Source organism: Microbulbifer variabilis ATCC 700307 (assembly GCF_000380565.1).
Lineage (GTDB): Bacteria > Pseudomonadota > Gammaproteobacteria > Pseudomonadales > Cellvibrionaceae > Microbulbifer > Microbulbifer variabilis.
This window is the reverse complement of record NZ_AQYJ01000028.1, coordinates 489,903-503,951: the sequence shown is the minus strand read 5'-3', so window position 1 is coordinate 503,951 and position 14,049 is coordinate 489,903. Positions and strand designations below refer to the sequence as shown.

The window sequence follows — 14,049 nt, the reverse complement described above, 5'->3', positions numbered from 1 at the left end:
ATATATTGAACATTAGTTAATAGACGACCGGTCTAATTTTAATGGCTCGACCACGTAAAAGCGGAAACACCAAAGAAGCATTGTTAGAAACAGGCACCGCAATGCTGACCAGCCAGGGATATCACGGCACTGGTATCAAGCAGGTGCTGGATACAGTAGGCGTACCCAAAGGTTCGTTCTACAACTATTTCCCCAGTAAAGAGGCCTTCGTAGCCAGCATTATTCACCGCTACGGCCAACAGATTGATGCGGAACTAGCGCAGACGAAATTAAACATGGATCAGGCACCCGGCTTGATCCAGCTTTGGTGCTGCTTTCAAAACCGTGTTCAGAACAAAGTAAAAGTTGGCCAGTCTTGTGCCTGTCTGCTCGGAGCGATGTCGGCCGAGGTAGCCCAGGCCAGCCCTCTTTGCCGTGAAGCCATTGAGTCTGTAGAGCACAGGTGGCTGGCAAATCTTCAATCGATATTACATTTGGCCCAAGATCAAGGAGATCTACGCAGTGACGTCCCCGCCGATAAGCTTGCGACACTGTGTTATAGCGTTTGGCAGGGCAGTATTCTGCAATACCAGGTATCCGGTGATCCCAATGATTTACTCAGACAACTACGGACTTTTTTTAGCACCTTGGTGACGCAACAAGGAGCACAAACACTGGCCAGCATTAAAACTTACAGGCAGGACATTCATTTTGAAAAATAGCACTAGCACCTTAAAAAACACCGATCGAGCTACACCTCTCGCTCGCCCACTGAGTATTCTGCCGGGAACCAGTGTGAAAAACCGCTTGTTTAAATCTGCTATGAGTGAGCAATTAGCGGATCCCAATCATGCCCCCACCAAGGAGCTGATTCACTTATATCGCACATGGTCAGAAGGGGGCACAGGTTTGCTGGTCACCGGTAACGTCATGGTTGATCGTACCGCTCTGGGTGAACCGCGGAATGTGGTATTAGACGAGGAGTCAGACCTTTCTCTGTTCCGGAAATGGGCCGAAGCCGGGCGCCAAAACGGTACGCAAATCTGGATGCAATTAAATCATCCAGGCAAGCAAACACCCAATTTTTTAAGCACTGAACCCGTCGCACCCTCTGCAATTCCACTGGCTAACGGCTTAGAGAAGACCTTCAACTGCCCTAGAGAACTCACCGAAAATGAAATAGTTATTATCATTAAAAAATTCGCCTGGGCCGCCGCACAGGCAAAAGAGTTTGGATTTACCGGAGTTCAGATACATGCTGCTCATGGTTATCTGATCAATCAGTTTCTATCCCCTCACCACAATCGGCGAAATGATCAGTGGGGAGGTACCTTAGAAAATCGCTTACGATTTTTACGCGAGGTATATAGCGCTATTCGCGAAGCGGTTGGTGAAGATTTTCCGGTAGGCGTAAAACTCAATTCAGCAGATTTTCAAAAGGGTGGATTCAGTGAAGAGGAATCCATGCAGGTTCTAAAAGCCCTGCAGGATGAAGGTATTAACTTAATTGAAATCTCCGGTGGCAACTATGAAAACCCAAGTATGGTTGGTGCCAATGTGAAGGAAAGTACTATCAAGCGAGAGGCCTATTTTATCGATTATGCAGAAAAGGCACGAGCACAGCTGCAAATTCCCGTCGTAGTCACCGGTGGCTTCCGTTCCGCAGCTGCCATGGAGGCCGCCCTTGTATCAAATGCCGTGGATATGATTGGCCTTGCCCGCCCATTAGCGGTTGACCCACGGCTATCGCACAAACTTTTATCAGATGGCAACCATAAGATAACATTGAAAAAGCTCACCACAGGTATTCCCAACCTGGATTTTATGGCTATGCTGGATGTCACTTGGTACGAACAACAGCTGGCCCTTATTGGCAAGGGAAAGCCAACGAAACCAAATATGAGTGCTTGGACCTCAGTATTAAAAACGCTGACTGCTGTCGGATTACTTTCTTTTCAGAGGCGACGAGCCTGATAAAACTTTATTGCGCCTGGGAGTACTATAGTTCCTCACCGTAAATCACAGCAGATAACTGAGACAATACAAGGACGTACCCCCGCCGGCCAAAACCAGGGTGAGTTCGTGAAAAACAAGTAGTTTTAAATGCCTGTAACAACATTTTGTTGTCAGATTATGGCTCTTCTACAGGTCTTTGTAACTGAGGACACCTTCCTAGCGCTTCAGAAAAATCAGCCTCTCCAGCTGCCGAAGAGACACTGTGCACCCTAAAATCAAACCCGAAAATTTACTCACTATCTCTCCTCTATAAATTGCCATAGAACTACAAAGCCGCTTTATTTTTGACGCTCTTATCCCATTTTCAAGCCATAGATCACAGTAAAAATAATCTGGGCAGGCCTCTACGCACATTTAAAAATACAGGTTTCAAGAGTAACTTATTCAGGTAACAAGAAAATAACCTGTAAAGGCCCTTAAGAAAAGAAACACCTTATTGAAGTAATTGGCCTTAACAATTGTTTACTCTGCTTAACCGACATTTGTTCGGGGCGACGGTCATACTTGAACCGAATTACTCACAGGATAACAACAATGAAGGTTCAACTAATTGCCTTTATGGCGACGACCCTGCTCATCAGCGGTTGTAACTCCACCCCAGAGGCTCCCACCACAGAATCTTTTGTTACTAATATTACTGAAGTAGGCCACAAGCGCTTTGTATATAAGGCGAGCCTGGGGACCAGGCCACATGGCCGTGGAGGCCAGAACTCTGGTGGCACAGGTATAGGAAGTGGAGCCAAGCCGCCGGGAGGCAAACACAGCTCAGGTAAATCTGGACGCAATAAGTCAACCTCAGGCGATATTAGGAAAATGGCTATGGAGCGGATGGAGCTTCTGCTAATCGAAAGCGGCTTCTGCCCTAACGGCTGGTTCCTGATTGAGCAGACATTCCACCAAAACCAGGCAGAAGTCCTCGGTGAATGTCGTGCAGCTGCACCTCAATAAAGGAAAATACCCAGGTAAATTCAATCAATAGCCAGTAACACTGCAACCGGGCCATTCTCCTATGCTCGGTTGCAGCATTGCCCTGCGTGTATTAACTGCCGATTTAAATTGCAGTTTTATGCCGCTTCAATAAGTAATCCGCGTGGAAACGCAGATGCTCTTCAATAAATGAGGCAATAAAGTAATAGCTGTGGTCGTACCCTGCATGATGCTCTAGCCGAAGCGGGTAATTACAAGCTCCTGCAGCCATTTGTAAAGCCTCAGGCCGCAGCTGCTGCTCAAGGAACTCATCATCATCGCCCTGGGATACAAGTATCGGCACATGAGTTGTAGCTCGCCCCAGCAGTACACTCGCGTCGTACTCCTCCCAACTAGTGGTATCTGCCCCCAAATAAGCTCCCAATGCCTTCTCACCCCAGGGACAGGCAATAGGATTACAAATAGGACTAAAAGCCGAAATTGAGGTATAACGCTCAGGGTTGCGCAAGCCTATTACCAGGGCTCCGTGCCCACCCATAGAATGACCACTGATTGCACGACGCTGACTCACCGGGAAGTGAGCTTCAATAAGTGCAGGAAGCTCATCCACAATATAATCGTACATTCGGTAGTGCAGCTTCCAGGGTTGTTGAGTGGCATTGACATAGAAGCCAGCCCCCTGCCCCAGATCATAGGACGGATCATCGGCCACATCCTTGCCGCGAGGGCTCGTATCAGGAATAACCAGTACGATACCCAGCTCTGCGGCCAGGCGCTGGGCCCCCGCTTTCTGGCTGAAGTTTGTATCGGTACAAGTGAGTCCAGATAGCCAATAGAGCACCGGATAGCGATATTCAGGGTCAATTTCCGCTTCCTGTGGCAAAAAAATAGAAAAGTGCATTGGGCAATTTAAAACATCGGAATCATGCTTGTATTGCCGTTGTGAGCCATCGAAAGACCTGGTGCTGCTGACAAGTTCAATAGTCATGGTAACTCCGCTCAAGCTTCACCATAGTGAATAACACTGCGTATACTTTTACCTTCATGCATCAAATCAAATGCATGGTTTATTTTTTCCAGCGGCATGGTGTGGGTAATAAAATCATCCAACTTAAACTCACCAGCGAGATAACGCTCTACATAGTCCGGTAATTCCGAGCGCCCCTTTACCCCTCCAAAAGCCGTGCCTCGCCATACCCGCCCTGTTACCAGTTGGAAGGGGCGAGTACTAATTTCCTGTCCAGCTCCTGCCACACCGATAATTACCGACTCCCCCCAACCTTTATGGCAGCACTCAAGGGCAGAGCGCATTACGTCTACGTTGCCGATACACTCGAAGGAATAATCGACACCACCATCGGTGAGGTCGACGATCACCTCTTGAATCGGCTGCTCATAATTCCGGGGGTTAATGCATTCAGTGGCGCCGAGTTTTTTTGCCAGGGCAAACTTCTCCTCATTCACATCTATGCCAATAATGCGCTCTGCACCCGCCATTTTGGCACCAATCACGGCGGATAAACCAATCCCGCCAAGCCCAAAAATAGCAACGGTCGAACCCGGTTCTACTCTGGCAGTATTCATTACCGCGCCCATTCCGGTTGTGACACCGCAGCCAAGCAGGCAAACCTCCTCCAACGGCGCTTCCGGATTAATTTTTGCCAGCGAAATCTCTGGAAGGACTGTGTACTCCGAAAAAGTGGAAGTACCCATATAGTGATAAATGGGTTGTCCGTTGATAGAGAAACGCGTGGTGCCATCGGGCATCAGCCCCTTACCCTGGGTAGCCCTGATTTTCTGACACAGATTGGTTTTACCAGACAGGCAGAATTTACATTCGCCGCACTCCGGCGTGTACAAAGGAATCACATGGTCACCAACTTTCAAGCCAGTAACCCCCTCCCCTACTGACTCGACAATACCTGCACCCTCGTGGCCGAGAATCGCAGGAAATACTCCTTCAGGGTCTTCGCCAGACAGAGTAAAGGCATCGGTATGACAAACTCCAGTAGCCGTCAGCTTGATACGAACCTCTCCCTTCTGGGGAGGCATCACATCAACTTCCTCTATAGAAAGTGGCTCACCTGCCTTCCAGGCCACCGCAGCTTTACAGCGAATAGTCTCCGCACCCATAGTATTTTTCCTTGGTCATGCTCATTGAATTCAGCAAGGGGCCAGGATAGCCCGGCGCTGGAATAGAGGCAAAGAGGAACAGGGTCAAGGGCAAGCAGATAAAAGGGGGGGGCTAGGTCCAGCTTCACGGATTGGTTAGTTTTCCACCAGCTCTAATACCTGGGCCTTAAGCTATTTCTCTTTGTCGTTTACGCCACTGTAGTGGTGAGCTGCCATGTAAGGTACGAAAGGCTTTGGAAAAAGCACTGGTGTCGGTATACCCCAAGCTCGCAGAGAGCAGCCCAATATCAATACTGGAAGCGCGCAGATGCCACCGGGCGGTCTCCATACGCGCCTCCTGGAGCAATTGTTTGAAAGAAGTACCCGCCTCACTCAAACGTCGCTGCAATGTACGCACTGGCGTATCCACCAACTGCGCGACCTGAGCCAGACTGTGCTGCTGGGCTCCCAGAGTTTGCAATATCAAAGTACGTATCTGAGAAGCAATATCCCCCTCATATCCCTTGATCAACCCTTGGGTAAACTCTTCAAAATAATTCACCAGGCTCTGGCTAGGGGCATTGAGGGGTCGCTGAAGTAATTCAGCATTAAATGTCAGGCAATCGCCCTGTTGGGCAAACAGGACTTCCGCCTGAAAATAGTCCCGGTATCGTTGCCTGGAAGAAATTGGGGCATGGCAAAACTGTACCTGTAGCGGGCGGATATCTTTACCGGCCAATTCCTGAAATAAGCGGCAGGCGGCACCCATAGCGAGTTCGCTGTACTGCTCCGCAGCGCCAAGCCCACCAGAATGGCTGACTCTCTGTGCCATCAACAGACCATCCCGCTCCGATATTCGCCAGTGATCCGCCTGGTTATGTAGCACCATGTAGCGGTGGCTCACTGTCAGGGCAGCATCCAGGCTCCCTTCATTGAGTAATAGCTTTCCCAGTACCCCAAGCATGCGCAAACCCTGCATCTCTGCCAAACGCAAACCAAAATCTTCACACTGCAGTTCTTCCACACAGAGATTCAGTAAGTCGACAAGGGTCGCGATAGAAATAAGGATATCCGGGCGGCGCACACAGTCTGAAGGTAGGCCAACGCTTCTCAGGAGGGCAGCGGGATTCCCACCCATTTGCGGCACCAGAGTATTGAAACCCGCAAGTGTGCCGCTGCGAATCTCATAAGTGGGCTTCATCGTTCCATCCCCACAGCTTCAACCTCTGCTTTATTGACCACTATCTTCCACAGTGTTTAGCCACGCCATCAATATGGCCCCGGATCGCGAGCACACAGGAAAAAAGAAATCGGGTAAATTAGAACTGGCATGATATCAGGCCAAATGCCTTCGGGTAACAGAGTTACTTATGGGGATAAATATCCTTACCGATAGAAAAACTACGCAGCTAAAAGGGATGTCAGCCGCTTTTCTTCACAAATTTCGTCAGAATCACGATACGCTGCCCCTCAACACGTCCCTCAATATGCTCGGGGTTATCGGTAAGGCTGATGCCGCGCACAGCAGTACCGCGCTTGGCCACAAGGCTGGAGCCCTTTACATCCAGGTCTTTGATAATGGTGACATTATCACCGGCCTGCAGTATTGCACCATTGCAGTCGCGATGCACGAGTAGCTCCCCCTCTTCCGGAAAAGTACCCGCCTGGGCCCAATTAACCAGGTCATCATCCAGGTAGAGCATTTCGAATAAATCTTGAGCCCAGGTCTCGACAGATAGACGCTTTAGCAGCCTCCAGGCCAATACTTGCACAGCAGGTTCCTGACTCCACATACTATCTGCGAGGCATTGCCAGTGGGCACTGTCTAAATGTGCTGGGTTATCCAGTTGCTCCCGGCAAGTCTGACACAAAAGCACCTGTGGGTTTGCCTGACCCACTGACTCAGCTACCTCATAGACCGCTAGGTTTTCCTGTGCCTTGCAGAGTTCACATTGACCGCCACTGCGCTGTTGCAACTGTTCCTGAGTGATCATGGTGGACCTCAAAAAAGTGCGCAGTATAAGCGCTAATTCGCCCATATGGGCAAACGACGTGGCTATCGAAAATTTGGAATAGCGAGGTGAAAAAAGTTAGCCTGGAGAAATGATAGGGGAAAGGCGCATAGCTCTAAGACCGGTATCAACAGGGACCCACGGCCCCTGTTGATAATACTTCGCTAGTAGCGAGCTCTAATGGTGTGCTGAGATCGCTGAGGCAAAATGGCCACCCTGCTTACTGGCAATGGCCGAAGTAATATCACCCAGGCTAAGAATACCCACCATACGCTTTTCACTGTTCAGTACTGGCATACGGCGAAGTAGCTGCTGCTCCATTTTGTGTACAGCTGAGAGGAGGTCATCTTCCTCCCAACACCACTCAATGCCTTCAGTCATCACGTCGCGGGCAGTTAGCGAGGACAAATTACCACCCTGCACTACACCTCGACATACAATATCGCGGTCAGTAACCATGCCGATCAGACGATCATTTTCTCCAATCGGGACGGCACCTATATCTTCATCACGCAGGATCTTCGCCACTTCCTGTAGCGGGGTGTCTGGAGTACACCAGGTAGCTCCCTGGTGCATTGCCTGTTTTACTTTCATCACGTACCTCCGCCAATTTCTTAAATATATTCACTGGGTGGCGGCATGGCCGCCACCCATTAGAAAATCAGTGCACTTCAATACGCTTTCGTTGTGGGGGATGCCCCTCATGCTTGGGCACCGTCAGGGTCAGAATACCATCCTTAAAGTTTGCGTCGATCTCACTCTCACGCACATCATCACCCAGGTTAAAACTGCGTAAAAACTTACCGTAGCGCCGCTCTTGACGAAGCACACGGCCATCTTTTTCTTCCTTCAGTTCGCGATGTACTTCTGCCTCAAGGGTCAGGACACCATTTTCAAGAGTCACATTGATATCGTTCTTACCAACACCTGGCAATTCAGCGCTTATTTCATACTTGTTTTTACGTTCACTCACGTCGATACGCGGAGAGAAGAAACCCTCCCGCTCATTGGTAATGCCACGGCTGGGTGAGAGCATCTGTTCAAACATATTGTCCAGATCCAGTAGGGACCCTCTCGGTATCAGACTCATAATCACAACCTCTTTGCTTCCACTATGTCGCAGGAAGCGCAAGCTCGCTTCTCGGACCCGGCTTGCGCCTCTCACATCTTGACTTCATTCTAGGTAATTCAGCGACACTCGGTAGGAATAAGTGCCCACAGTAGCCATCGCAAATAGCATTAAAAAATATTTTTTATTTACTTTTTATCTATATGGGAATTGCTGGATATCTTGCAGTTAAGGATATTAGTCAGTGGCATCGAATTTAACTACGATAATTACAGGTAAATTAAAGAGGATAAGCGCATGGCTCTAGCATGGGTCCTCGTGGCCAACCAGTCGCAAGCCAGGATTTTCGAAGCAAAAAAACGCGCCGGAAACCTCCACGAAATCGAAGCTCTCCTCCACCCTGAATCCCGCTTATCGGGCCGCGATCTCGAAAGTGACGCCCCTGGACGCACTTTTGACAGCCGTGGCAAGGGTCGCCACACCATGGGTAATTTTTCCGATCTACGCCATCGCAACGGTGAGAAATTTGCCAGAGAGATTGCTCATACCTTAGAGCGGGGGCGACAGGAGGGGCGCTACGAAAAACTTTATATCGTAGCCGAGCCATATATGGTGGGTAGCCTACGGGATGCTCTCAAGACTCCAACCCGCGCTACCATTGCGGGTGAGACCGGTAAGAACCTGGTAGAAAGCCAACCAGAAGAAATTCGGGCCCAACTGCCCATCTGGTTGTAATTAAATTTTGTAGCAGAAAAATAAGGGGCTACTTGACTAGCCCCTTTATTGTTTTTCTGGAAAAATCAGGCTCTGCCGCTATCGGCAAGCAATTTACCAATCAGCATATCTTTTTCTCGCCACAGCTCATAGACCCATTGATTGAATTCAGCACGAAATACCTGATCATTTACGTAGTCCGCAAGAAAGAACTTTTCCGGAATACGAATCTGCTCAACACGAACAATCACCCTCTTTACTTTCCCACCAAGGAAATCAGCAAATGACGGGATACCATCCGGGTAAACTATGGTTACATTTAACAGGCGGTTTAGTTGCTTACCCATACTTTGCATTGCGAAAGCGATACCCCCGGACTTAGGCTTGAGCAGATGGGCAAAGGGAGATCCCTGCCTGTCGTGTTTGTCTTGCGTAAAACGTGTTCCCTCAAGGAAATTCATAATACTGGTGGGGGTTAATTTAAAGCGTTCACAGGCTTTTTTTGTCGCCTCCAAATCCTTACCGCGCATTTCCGGGTGCTTCTTCAGGAACTCCTTGTTATAGCGTTTCATAAAAGGAAAATCCAACGCCCACCAACAAACCCCCATCACCGGAACCTTGATCAACTCCTGTTTTATGAAAAATTTCAGGAAAGGAATTTTTCGATTGAAAATGGACTGCAGCACAAAAATATCCACCCAGCTCTGGTGGTTTGACGTCACCAGATACCAACCATTCTTATCCAGCGACTCATCGCCCTGTACGTCCCACTGGGTTTTCTGGGTGAGTTTCATCCAGCCTTTATTCAGAGTGAGCCAGGCTTCAGCACAAGAAATAAAAATGATCGCAAAGAACTTGCGCAGCGCAGCAAAGGGCAAAATCAATCGCAGGACCACAAAAAATAATATGGGTATGAAGCACAGAATGGTGCCAATGGCCAACAGAGTCGAGGCCAATATCAGCAAAACAATCGAGGGAAGAAAATTTAACATCTTGCGATTCTTTAATAATTGAATAACGAATGAAGTAATTTACCGCAGCTCCCTCAAAGAACCACATAGTTTCACTCTTGAGCTGACCGAGGCTAACCGGTCAATTCAAGCACTTGGTAGACCACTTCCTGTGAATAAATCCGTTTTACCGGACACACTTATAAGTTGCCAACCTCAATCATCATGGCTGTGTACATTTTTAGATTCAGACGGAATTGTTCCACAGTGATAAATTCATGCTCAGAATGGCCCGTATAAGCACTGCCCGGCATGGAGGGACCAAAACTGACTGCATTCGGCAGCAGTTTGGCATTGGTAGAACCACCTATGGCGACAGGCTTGGCATCTTCCATACCAGTAAAATGGCTGAAAACATCCAGCAATGGTTCAACATGAGGCGCATTGTCTACCCGGTAGGGATTACCCAGGGAAACCTGAGTATCGGCAAATATTATGCCGGTCCGTTCCTGCCAACTTGATAGTGCAGAATGAATTTCTTTTTCCAGCTGGGTAGCACTTTTACCCGTGGGGCGGCGCAGGTTCAGGTAACTGGTGAGCCCATTTTCAGTGACTTTCACCATGGTAACGGAAGCGGTCATTGGCCCCATAAATGAATCGTTATAGGCGATATCCCCAAATTTCTCTGCCTCAATACCAGTGCCTACCAGGTCATTCAGGTAACGTACAGTTGCTCCAGCAGCATTAGCCGGCCATTCGTGCACACTAAGAAGGTCGGCCAGGAAAGCAATTGCATTGACTCCATGTTCCGGCTCAGAGCTATGGATGGCTTTTCCACGAGCAGTAACAACTAGCTTGTTCTCACTTTGCGATATTTCAAAAGTCGCTTGGGAGTGTTTGGCTGCTCTGGTGCGAACTGCCTCAACCAGTTCCGGAGTGACATTAGCCAGGGTGGCTCGGGCTTCGTCCGGCACTTGGCTGCGGAAATAACCACCGGAAAAATCCTCAACATAGGGCTTGGCAAAGTCCGCCGGCAAACTTCCAATAGTGCTAACCTGTATTTCACTCCACCCTTTTTCTGCGGTCACTACCGGGTAGCTAGCATCAATAGTGATGTTGTAAGCGGGAATTGGGTAAGTTTTCAGAAAGTGTCTCAAGGGCTCCCAATCAGACTCTTCAGCCAGGTAAATAAGAAGCTCTATCTTGCGCTTAATAGGCGAGCCCTGGTCCTTAATTGCCTTCATGGCATAGAGTGCAGTTGCGATAGGCCCCTTATCGTCTTCACTGCCTCGGGCAATCAGCTTGCCGGGTTCACTTTCACTATCGAGATAAAAAGGGCTCTTTTGCCACTTCTCAGGGTTTGCCGGCTGTACATCCCCATGAGTAACAATACCGACCTTTTCAGGTCCCTCACCCAAGGCCACTACCAGTACATGACCATAGTCCTGGTATTCAAGCCCTAGCTCCTTCGCTTTTAACTCCAGCACCTTTTTAAATCCTACAAAAGCGGGGTTATCAGCCAAGGGGGTTTCCTCACTTGCAACAGTCTCGAAGCGCACCAGGCTCGCGAGGGTTTTTGTCATGGCCCCTTCGTATTTTTCGACTGCGTAGTCCGCGGTGTCCTGAGCCAGGGAAGAAACTTCAGCCTCTGCTCCAGCAGATAAAAAAGCTGGTAAAAGCAATAACAAGAGAACAGGCTTCAACCTCATAATTCCCCCAAGTGAGTAAAAGCGCCATTGTACATCTCCTCTTATTAGCATGACTCACCTTTTCACCCCAGTCCCAGTGGTATTTATCACCACACGACAACCACCCATCCCCGGCTTGGAAGTACTGACTGCTAAACTATTCAGTGACCATGGGCCCAAACGGGTAACCTAAGCCTGTCTCCCTTTGCTTGCATTCCCATTTAATGAGCCAGCCAGATCCCTGGCTTCAGGGAGGGGGTAAGAAGCAGGCAAATACTTCGGACTATCTATTTCCTAAAATCCTTACCCCACCCGGGAGTAGTGCATGGGAACCGCGATTGGCAAACATTTCCACCGCAAGCAATGGCTGAGTGTTCAACAGGCTGTCAATCACTTGAGCGCCCTCTCGGAGGAGCCCCTAACCAGCGCTCATTTAGCGGACCTTGCTGAGGAGAAGCTCCTTGACCTTTACTGGTATCGCCCTGGGCAAAAGTTAATGTTCCTGGATCAAATCGGCAGCCGCGAACTGGTGGAGCCCCTGCGCCTTTGTACGGATAATCAAAGTGATTGGCGGGCAATTGTCGGCGTATTACGCCACAACCCCGCTCTGCCAGCATATGAACAAGATACCCCCCTGCTTGAAGACGCCCAAGGTAATCGCCTTCGGATTACTTTCGATCATCATCAACTACCTGAACCCTATAGCAGCCGTTGGTATCCCAACCTGGCTGAACTGGTACTCAAACGCAGTGACCTGGAGCAGCTGGAACCCCGTCTGTTCTCACCTCAGGAGGCCAGTATCAACCTGGAGCGCGACTTGCTACTCGACGTTATTTGGCAACTGGAACAACTGGCCCTGGATGGCGAGGAGCACTCTACTAGCTGGCTGGCTGAGCAGCTCGCCAGACGCTCAACATCCCTGGACCGTAATGCCTGTGAAAGGGTTCTTCTAGCCGCAGAACGCGAGCGGACGCAAAGGCAGGCGCATTAGTAAAAATCACTCGAAATACCAATACCACCTGAAGTAACCACTTTTGACCTCCCTCGCAGAGTCTCATTCCAACCATTGGTCATAAGCGACAAAGGCTGTACCCTAGCGCCAGTCATAATAAAGCAATACCAGAGATCTCCGGAGGTAAGCCGTGCAGGCACGGAATAACCAGACTCGCTATGGCTGGGCTGCCATCGCTTTGCACTGGTTGATGGCACCAGCCATCATCGGTCTTTTTGCCTTGGGTTGGTGGATGAGGCAGCTGTCCTACTACGATCCTTGGTACCAGCAGGCGCCAAATATTCATAAGAGTATCGGTGTGTTGCTATTACTGCTGCTGGTGTTACGGCTCTTTTGGCGCCTGATCAATGTTGCGCCACAAGCAGAACCCAATACGCCACGCTGGCAAACACTTGTGGCTAAGGGAGCACACCAACTCATTTACCTCCTCCTGTTTGCCATTATGTTTTCCGGCTACTTGATCTCCACCGCTGACGGGCGAGCCATTGAGGTTTTTGGCTGGTTCAGCCTGCCGGCCACTATTCAAAGCATTCCCAACCAGGAAGATATGGCCGGTAGTGTGCATGAAGTTCTGGCTTGGAGCCTGATTATTCTGGTAGCCATTCACGCCTTGGCAGCACTGAAGCATCATTTTATCGACCATGATTCCACCTTGCTGAAAATGCTAGGACTATCCAAAGATTCTGAGCAATCAGAAGAACAAGCCCCCATCACAACCACAAAAAAGGAAACAGCCTTATGAAGAAGCTCACTGCACTTTTATTCGCAGCCCTACTCGGCACCACAGCCCAAGCCGCCGAATATAAAATCGATACTAAAGGTGCCCATGCTTTTGTACAGTTCCGTATCAAACACCTAGGCTACAGCTGGTTGTATGGCCGCTTCGATGATTTCGACGGCTCTTTCTTTTACGACGATAAAGCGCCAGAGAAATCTTCGGTTAACGTCAATATTGATGTTACCAGCCTCAACAGTAACCATGCTGAGCGCGACAAGCACTTGCGCGGGACCGATTTCCTAAACACTGAAAAATTCCCCTCAGCCACCTTTAAAAGCACCAGCTTCGAACCTCTCGCAGATGGCAAGGCTTTGTTAAAAGGTGAACTTACCCTGCACGGCATTACCAAGCCAATTACGATCGACGTAACCAATATTGGCGGTGGTAAAGACCCCTGGGGCGGCTACCGTCAGGGCTTTAGTGGCACTACAGAGTTCGAACTGAAAGACTTTGGTATCGATTACAATCTGGGCCCTGCCTCCCAGAAAGTAGAGATGATTCTGGATATTGAAGGCATCCGTATCTAAGTCCAGACACAATCGCCCAAATACATACAAAGCCAGGGCTCCATAAGCCCTGGCTTTGTTATCACCAATCTCACTTATCTTTTCAGCCCATCAATTTAAATATCCATCACGAGCTATTTACCAGTGCAAAAAATTAGCATTGTGACAACTGTAATCTAGTCCCAAGTAGCACCTAACCGGTCGATTCAAATTTGAAATTGCGTACTTATTAGGCAGGGTGGCAGGAATTGCCGCTAAGTTGGCATTCTTGATTCGCTGTGATTCT

Annotated in this window: 15 protein-coding genes; 7 read left to right on the top strand and 8 right to left on the bottom strand. The window is 49.1% G+C overall.

The window, feature by feature from the left end:
• The first annotated feature begins 41 nt into the window (after window positions 1-41).
• The 3 genes from G367_RS0117955 (at window position 42) to G367_RS0117945 (ending at window position 2,943) form a co-directional block, all read left to right on the top strand.
• On the top strand, window positions 42-701 hold the full coding sequence (locus G367_RS0117955) for a TetR/AcrR family transcriptional regulator (protein WP_083922774.1): 660 nt from the start codon (window positions 42-44) through the stop codon (window positions 699-701).
• The gene (locus G367_RS0117950) at window positions 691-1,953 is read left to right on the top strand and encodes an NADH:flavin oxidoreductase/NADH oxidase family protein (protein WP_020414548.1); all 1,263 of its coding nucleotides are present in this window, start codon (window positions 691-693) and stop codon (window positions 1,951-1,953) included. The genes G367_RS0117955 and G367_RS0117950 overlap by 11 nt, the downstream gene beginning before the upstream one ends.
• A 576-nt stretch (window positions 1,954-2,529) precedes the next feature.
• Window positions 2,530-2,943 (top strand): hypothetical protein, encoded by a 414-nt coding sequence (locus G367_RS0117945; RefSeq protein ID WP_020414547.1) that lies wholly within the window; start codon window positions 2,530-2,532, stop codon window positions 2,941-2,943.
• A gap of 103 nt (window positions 2,944-3,046) precedes the next feature.
• Here G367_RS0117945 and fghA read toward each other — a convergent pair whose 3' ends face one another.
• From fghA to G367_RS0117915, 6 genes are all read right to left on the bottom strand, one after another.
• Window positions 3,047-3,910, bottom strand: coding sequence for an S-formylglutathione hydrolase (gene fghA, locus G367_RS0117940; protein ID WP_020414546.1), 864 nt, complete (start codon window positions 3,908-3,910; stop codon window positions 3,047-3,049).
• 11 nt (window positions 3,911-3,921) lie between these two features.
• Window positions 3,922-5,055 (bottom strand): S-(hydroxymethyl)glutathione dehydrogenase/class III alcohol dehydrogenase, encoded by a 1,134-nt coding sequence (locus G367_RS0117935; RefSeq protein WP_020414545.1) that lies wholly within the window; start codon window positions 5,053-5,055, stop codon window positions 3,922-3,924.
• Window positions 5,056-5,221: 166 nt separating this feature from the next.
• Entirely contained in the window at window positions 5,222-6,235 is a 1,014-nt protein-coding gene (locus tag G367_RS0117930; RefSeq protein WP_020414544.1) for an AraC family transcriptional regulator, read from the bottom strand.
• Between the two features lie 220 nt (window positions 6,236-6,455).
• On the bottom strand, window positions 6,456-7,028 hold the full coding sequence (locus tag G367_RS0117925; protein WP_020414543.1) for a PhnA domain-containing protein: 573 nt from the start codon (window positions 7,026-7,028) through the stop codon (window positions 6,456-6,458).
• A gap of 195 nt (window positions 7,029-7,223) precedes the next feature.
• Window positions 7,224-7,640, bottom strand: a complete 417-nt coding sequence (locus G367_RS0117920) for a CBS domain-containing protein (RefSeq protein ID WP_020414542.1) — start codon at window positions 7,638-7,640, stop codon at window positions 7,224-7,226.
• A gap of 67 nt (window positions 7,641-7,707) precedes the next feature.
• Window positions 7,708-8,136 (bottom strand): Hsp20/alpha crystallin family protein, encoded by a 429-nt coding sequence (locus G367_RS0117915; protein ID WP_020414541.1) that lies wholly within the window; start codon window positions 8,134-8,136, stop codon window positions 7,708-7,710.
• A gap of 276 nt (window positions 8,137-8,412) precedes the next feature.
• Here G367_RS0117915 and G367_RS0117910 point away from each other — a divergent pair, with 276 nt between their 5' ends.
• A complete protein-coding gene (locus G367_RS0117910) occupies window positions 8,413-8,850 on the top strand; it encodes a host attachment protein (RefSeq protein ID WP_020414540.1) in 438 nt (145 codons plus the stop codon).
• Window positions 8,851-8,915: 65 nt separating this feature from the next.
• Here G367_RS0117910 and G367_RS0117905 read toward each other — a convergent pair whose 3' ends face one another.
• Window positions 8,916-9,821 carry a 1-acylglycerol-3-phosphate O-acyltransferase, YihG family gene (locus tag G367_RS0117905; protein ID WP_020414539.1) on the bottom strand — a complete coding sequence of 302 codons (906 nt, stop codon included), beginning with the start codon at window positions 9,819-9,821 and terminating at the stop codon, window positions 8,916-8,918.
• Window positions 9,822-9,979: 158 nt separating this feature from the next.
• Window positions 9,980-11,488, bottom strand: a complete 1,509-nt coding sequence (locus tag G367_RS0117900; RefSeq protein WP_020414538.1) for a dipeptidase — start codon at window positions 11,486-11,488, stop codon at window positions 9,980-9,982.
• 304 nt (window positions 11,489-11,792) lie between these two features.
• Between G367_RS0117900 and G367_RS0117895 the strand changes: the two genes are divergently transcribed.
• From G367_RS0117895 to G367_RS0117885, 3 genes are all read left to right on the top strand, one after another.
• The gene (locus G367_RS0117895; protein ID WP_020414537.1) at window positions 11,793-12,458 is read left to right on the top strand and encodes a hypothetical protein; all 666 of its coding nucleotides are present in this window, start codon (window positions 11,793-11,795) and stop codon (window positions 12,456-12,458) included.
• Window positions 12,459-12,609: 151 nt separating this feature from the next.
• Complete coding sequence (locus G367_RS0117890; protein WP_020414536.1) at window positions 12,610-13,221, top strand: cytochrome b; 612 nt, start codon at window positions 12,610-12,612, stop codon at window positions 13,219-13,221.
• Window positions 13,218-13,784 carry a YceI family protein gene (locus G367_RS0117885; protein WP_020414535.1) on the top strand — a complete coding sequence of 189 codons (567 nt, stop codon included), beginning with the start codon at window positions 13,218-13,220 and terminating at the stop codon, window positions 13,782-13,784. Before G367_RS0117890 ends, G367_RS0117885 begins: the two co-directional genes overlap by 4 nt.
• Window positions 13,785-14,049 lie beyond the last annotated feature (265 nt).

What these genes read in the sequence shown, in the direction of transcription:
- G367_RS0117955 (WP_083922774.1), top strand. Translation starts at nt 42, where the DNA reads ATGGCTCGACCACGTAAAAGCGGAAACACCAAAGAAGCATTGTTAGAA.
- G367_RS0117945 (WP_020414547.1), top strand. Translation starts at nt 2,530, where the DNA reads ATGAAGGTTCAACTAATTGCCTTTATGGCGACGACCCTGCTCATCAGC.
- fghA (WP_020414546.1), bottom strand. Translation starts at nt 3,910, where the DNA reads ATGACTATTGAACTTGTCAGCAGCACCAGGTCTTTCGATGGCTCACAA.
- G367_RS0117935 (WP_020414545.1), bottom strand. Translation starts at nt 5,055, where the DNA reads ATGGGTGCGGAGACTATTCGCTGTAAAGCTGCGGTGGCCTGGAAGGCA.
- G367_RS0117930 (WP_020414544.1), bottom strand. Translation starts at nt 6,235, where the DNA reads ATGAAGCCCACTTATGAGATTCGCAGCGGCACACTTGCGGGTTTCAAT.
- G367_RS0117925 (WP_020414543.1), bottom strand. Translation starts at nt 7,028, where the DNA reads ATGATCACTCAGGAACAGTTGCAACAGCGCAGTGGCGGTCAATGTGAA.
- G367_RS0117920 (WP_020414542.1), bottom strand. Translation starts at nt 7,640, where the DNA reads ATGAAAGTAAAACAGGCAATGCACCAGGGAGCTACCTGGTGTACTCCA.
- G367_RS0117915 (WP_020414541.1), bottom strand. Translation starts at nt 8,136, where the DNA reads ATGAGTCTGATACCGAGAGGGTCCCTACTGGATCTGGACAATATGTTT.
- G367_RS0117910 (WP_020414540.1), top strand. Translation starts at nt 8,413, where the DNA reads ATGGCTCTAGCATGGGTCCTCGTGGCCAACCAGTCGCAAGCCAGGATT.
- G367_RS0117905 (WP_020414539.1), bottom strand. Translation starts at nt 9,821, where the DNA reads ATGTTAAATTTTCTTCCCTCGATTGTTTTGCTGATATTGGCCTCGACT.
- G367_RS0117900 (WP_020414538.1), bottom strand. Translation starts at nt 11,488, where the DNA reads ATGAGGTTGAAGCCTGTTCTCTTGTTATTGCTTTTACCAGCTTTTTTA.
- G367_RS0117895 (WP_020414537.1), top strand. Translation starts at nt 11,793, where the DNA reads ATGGGAACCGCGATTGGCAAACATTTCCACCGCAAGCAATGGCTGAGT.
- G367_RS0117885 (WP_020414535.1), top strand. Translation starts at nt 13,218, where the DNA reads ATGAAGAAGCTCACTGCACTTTTATTCGCAGCCCTACTCGGCACCACA.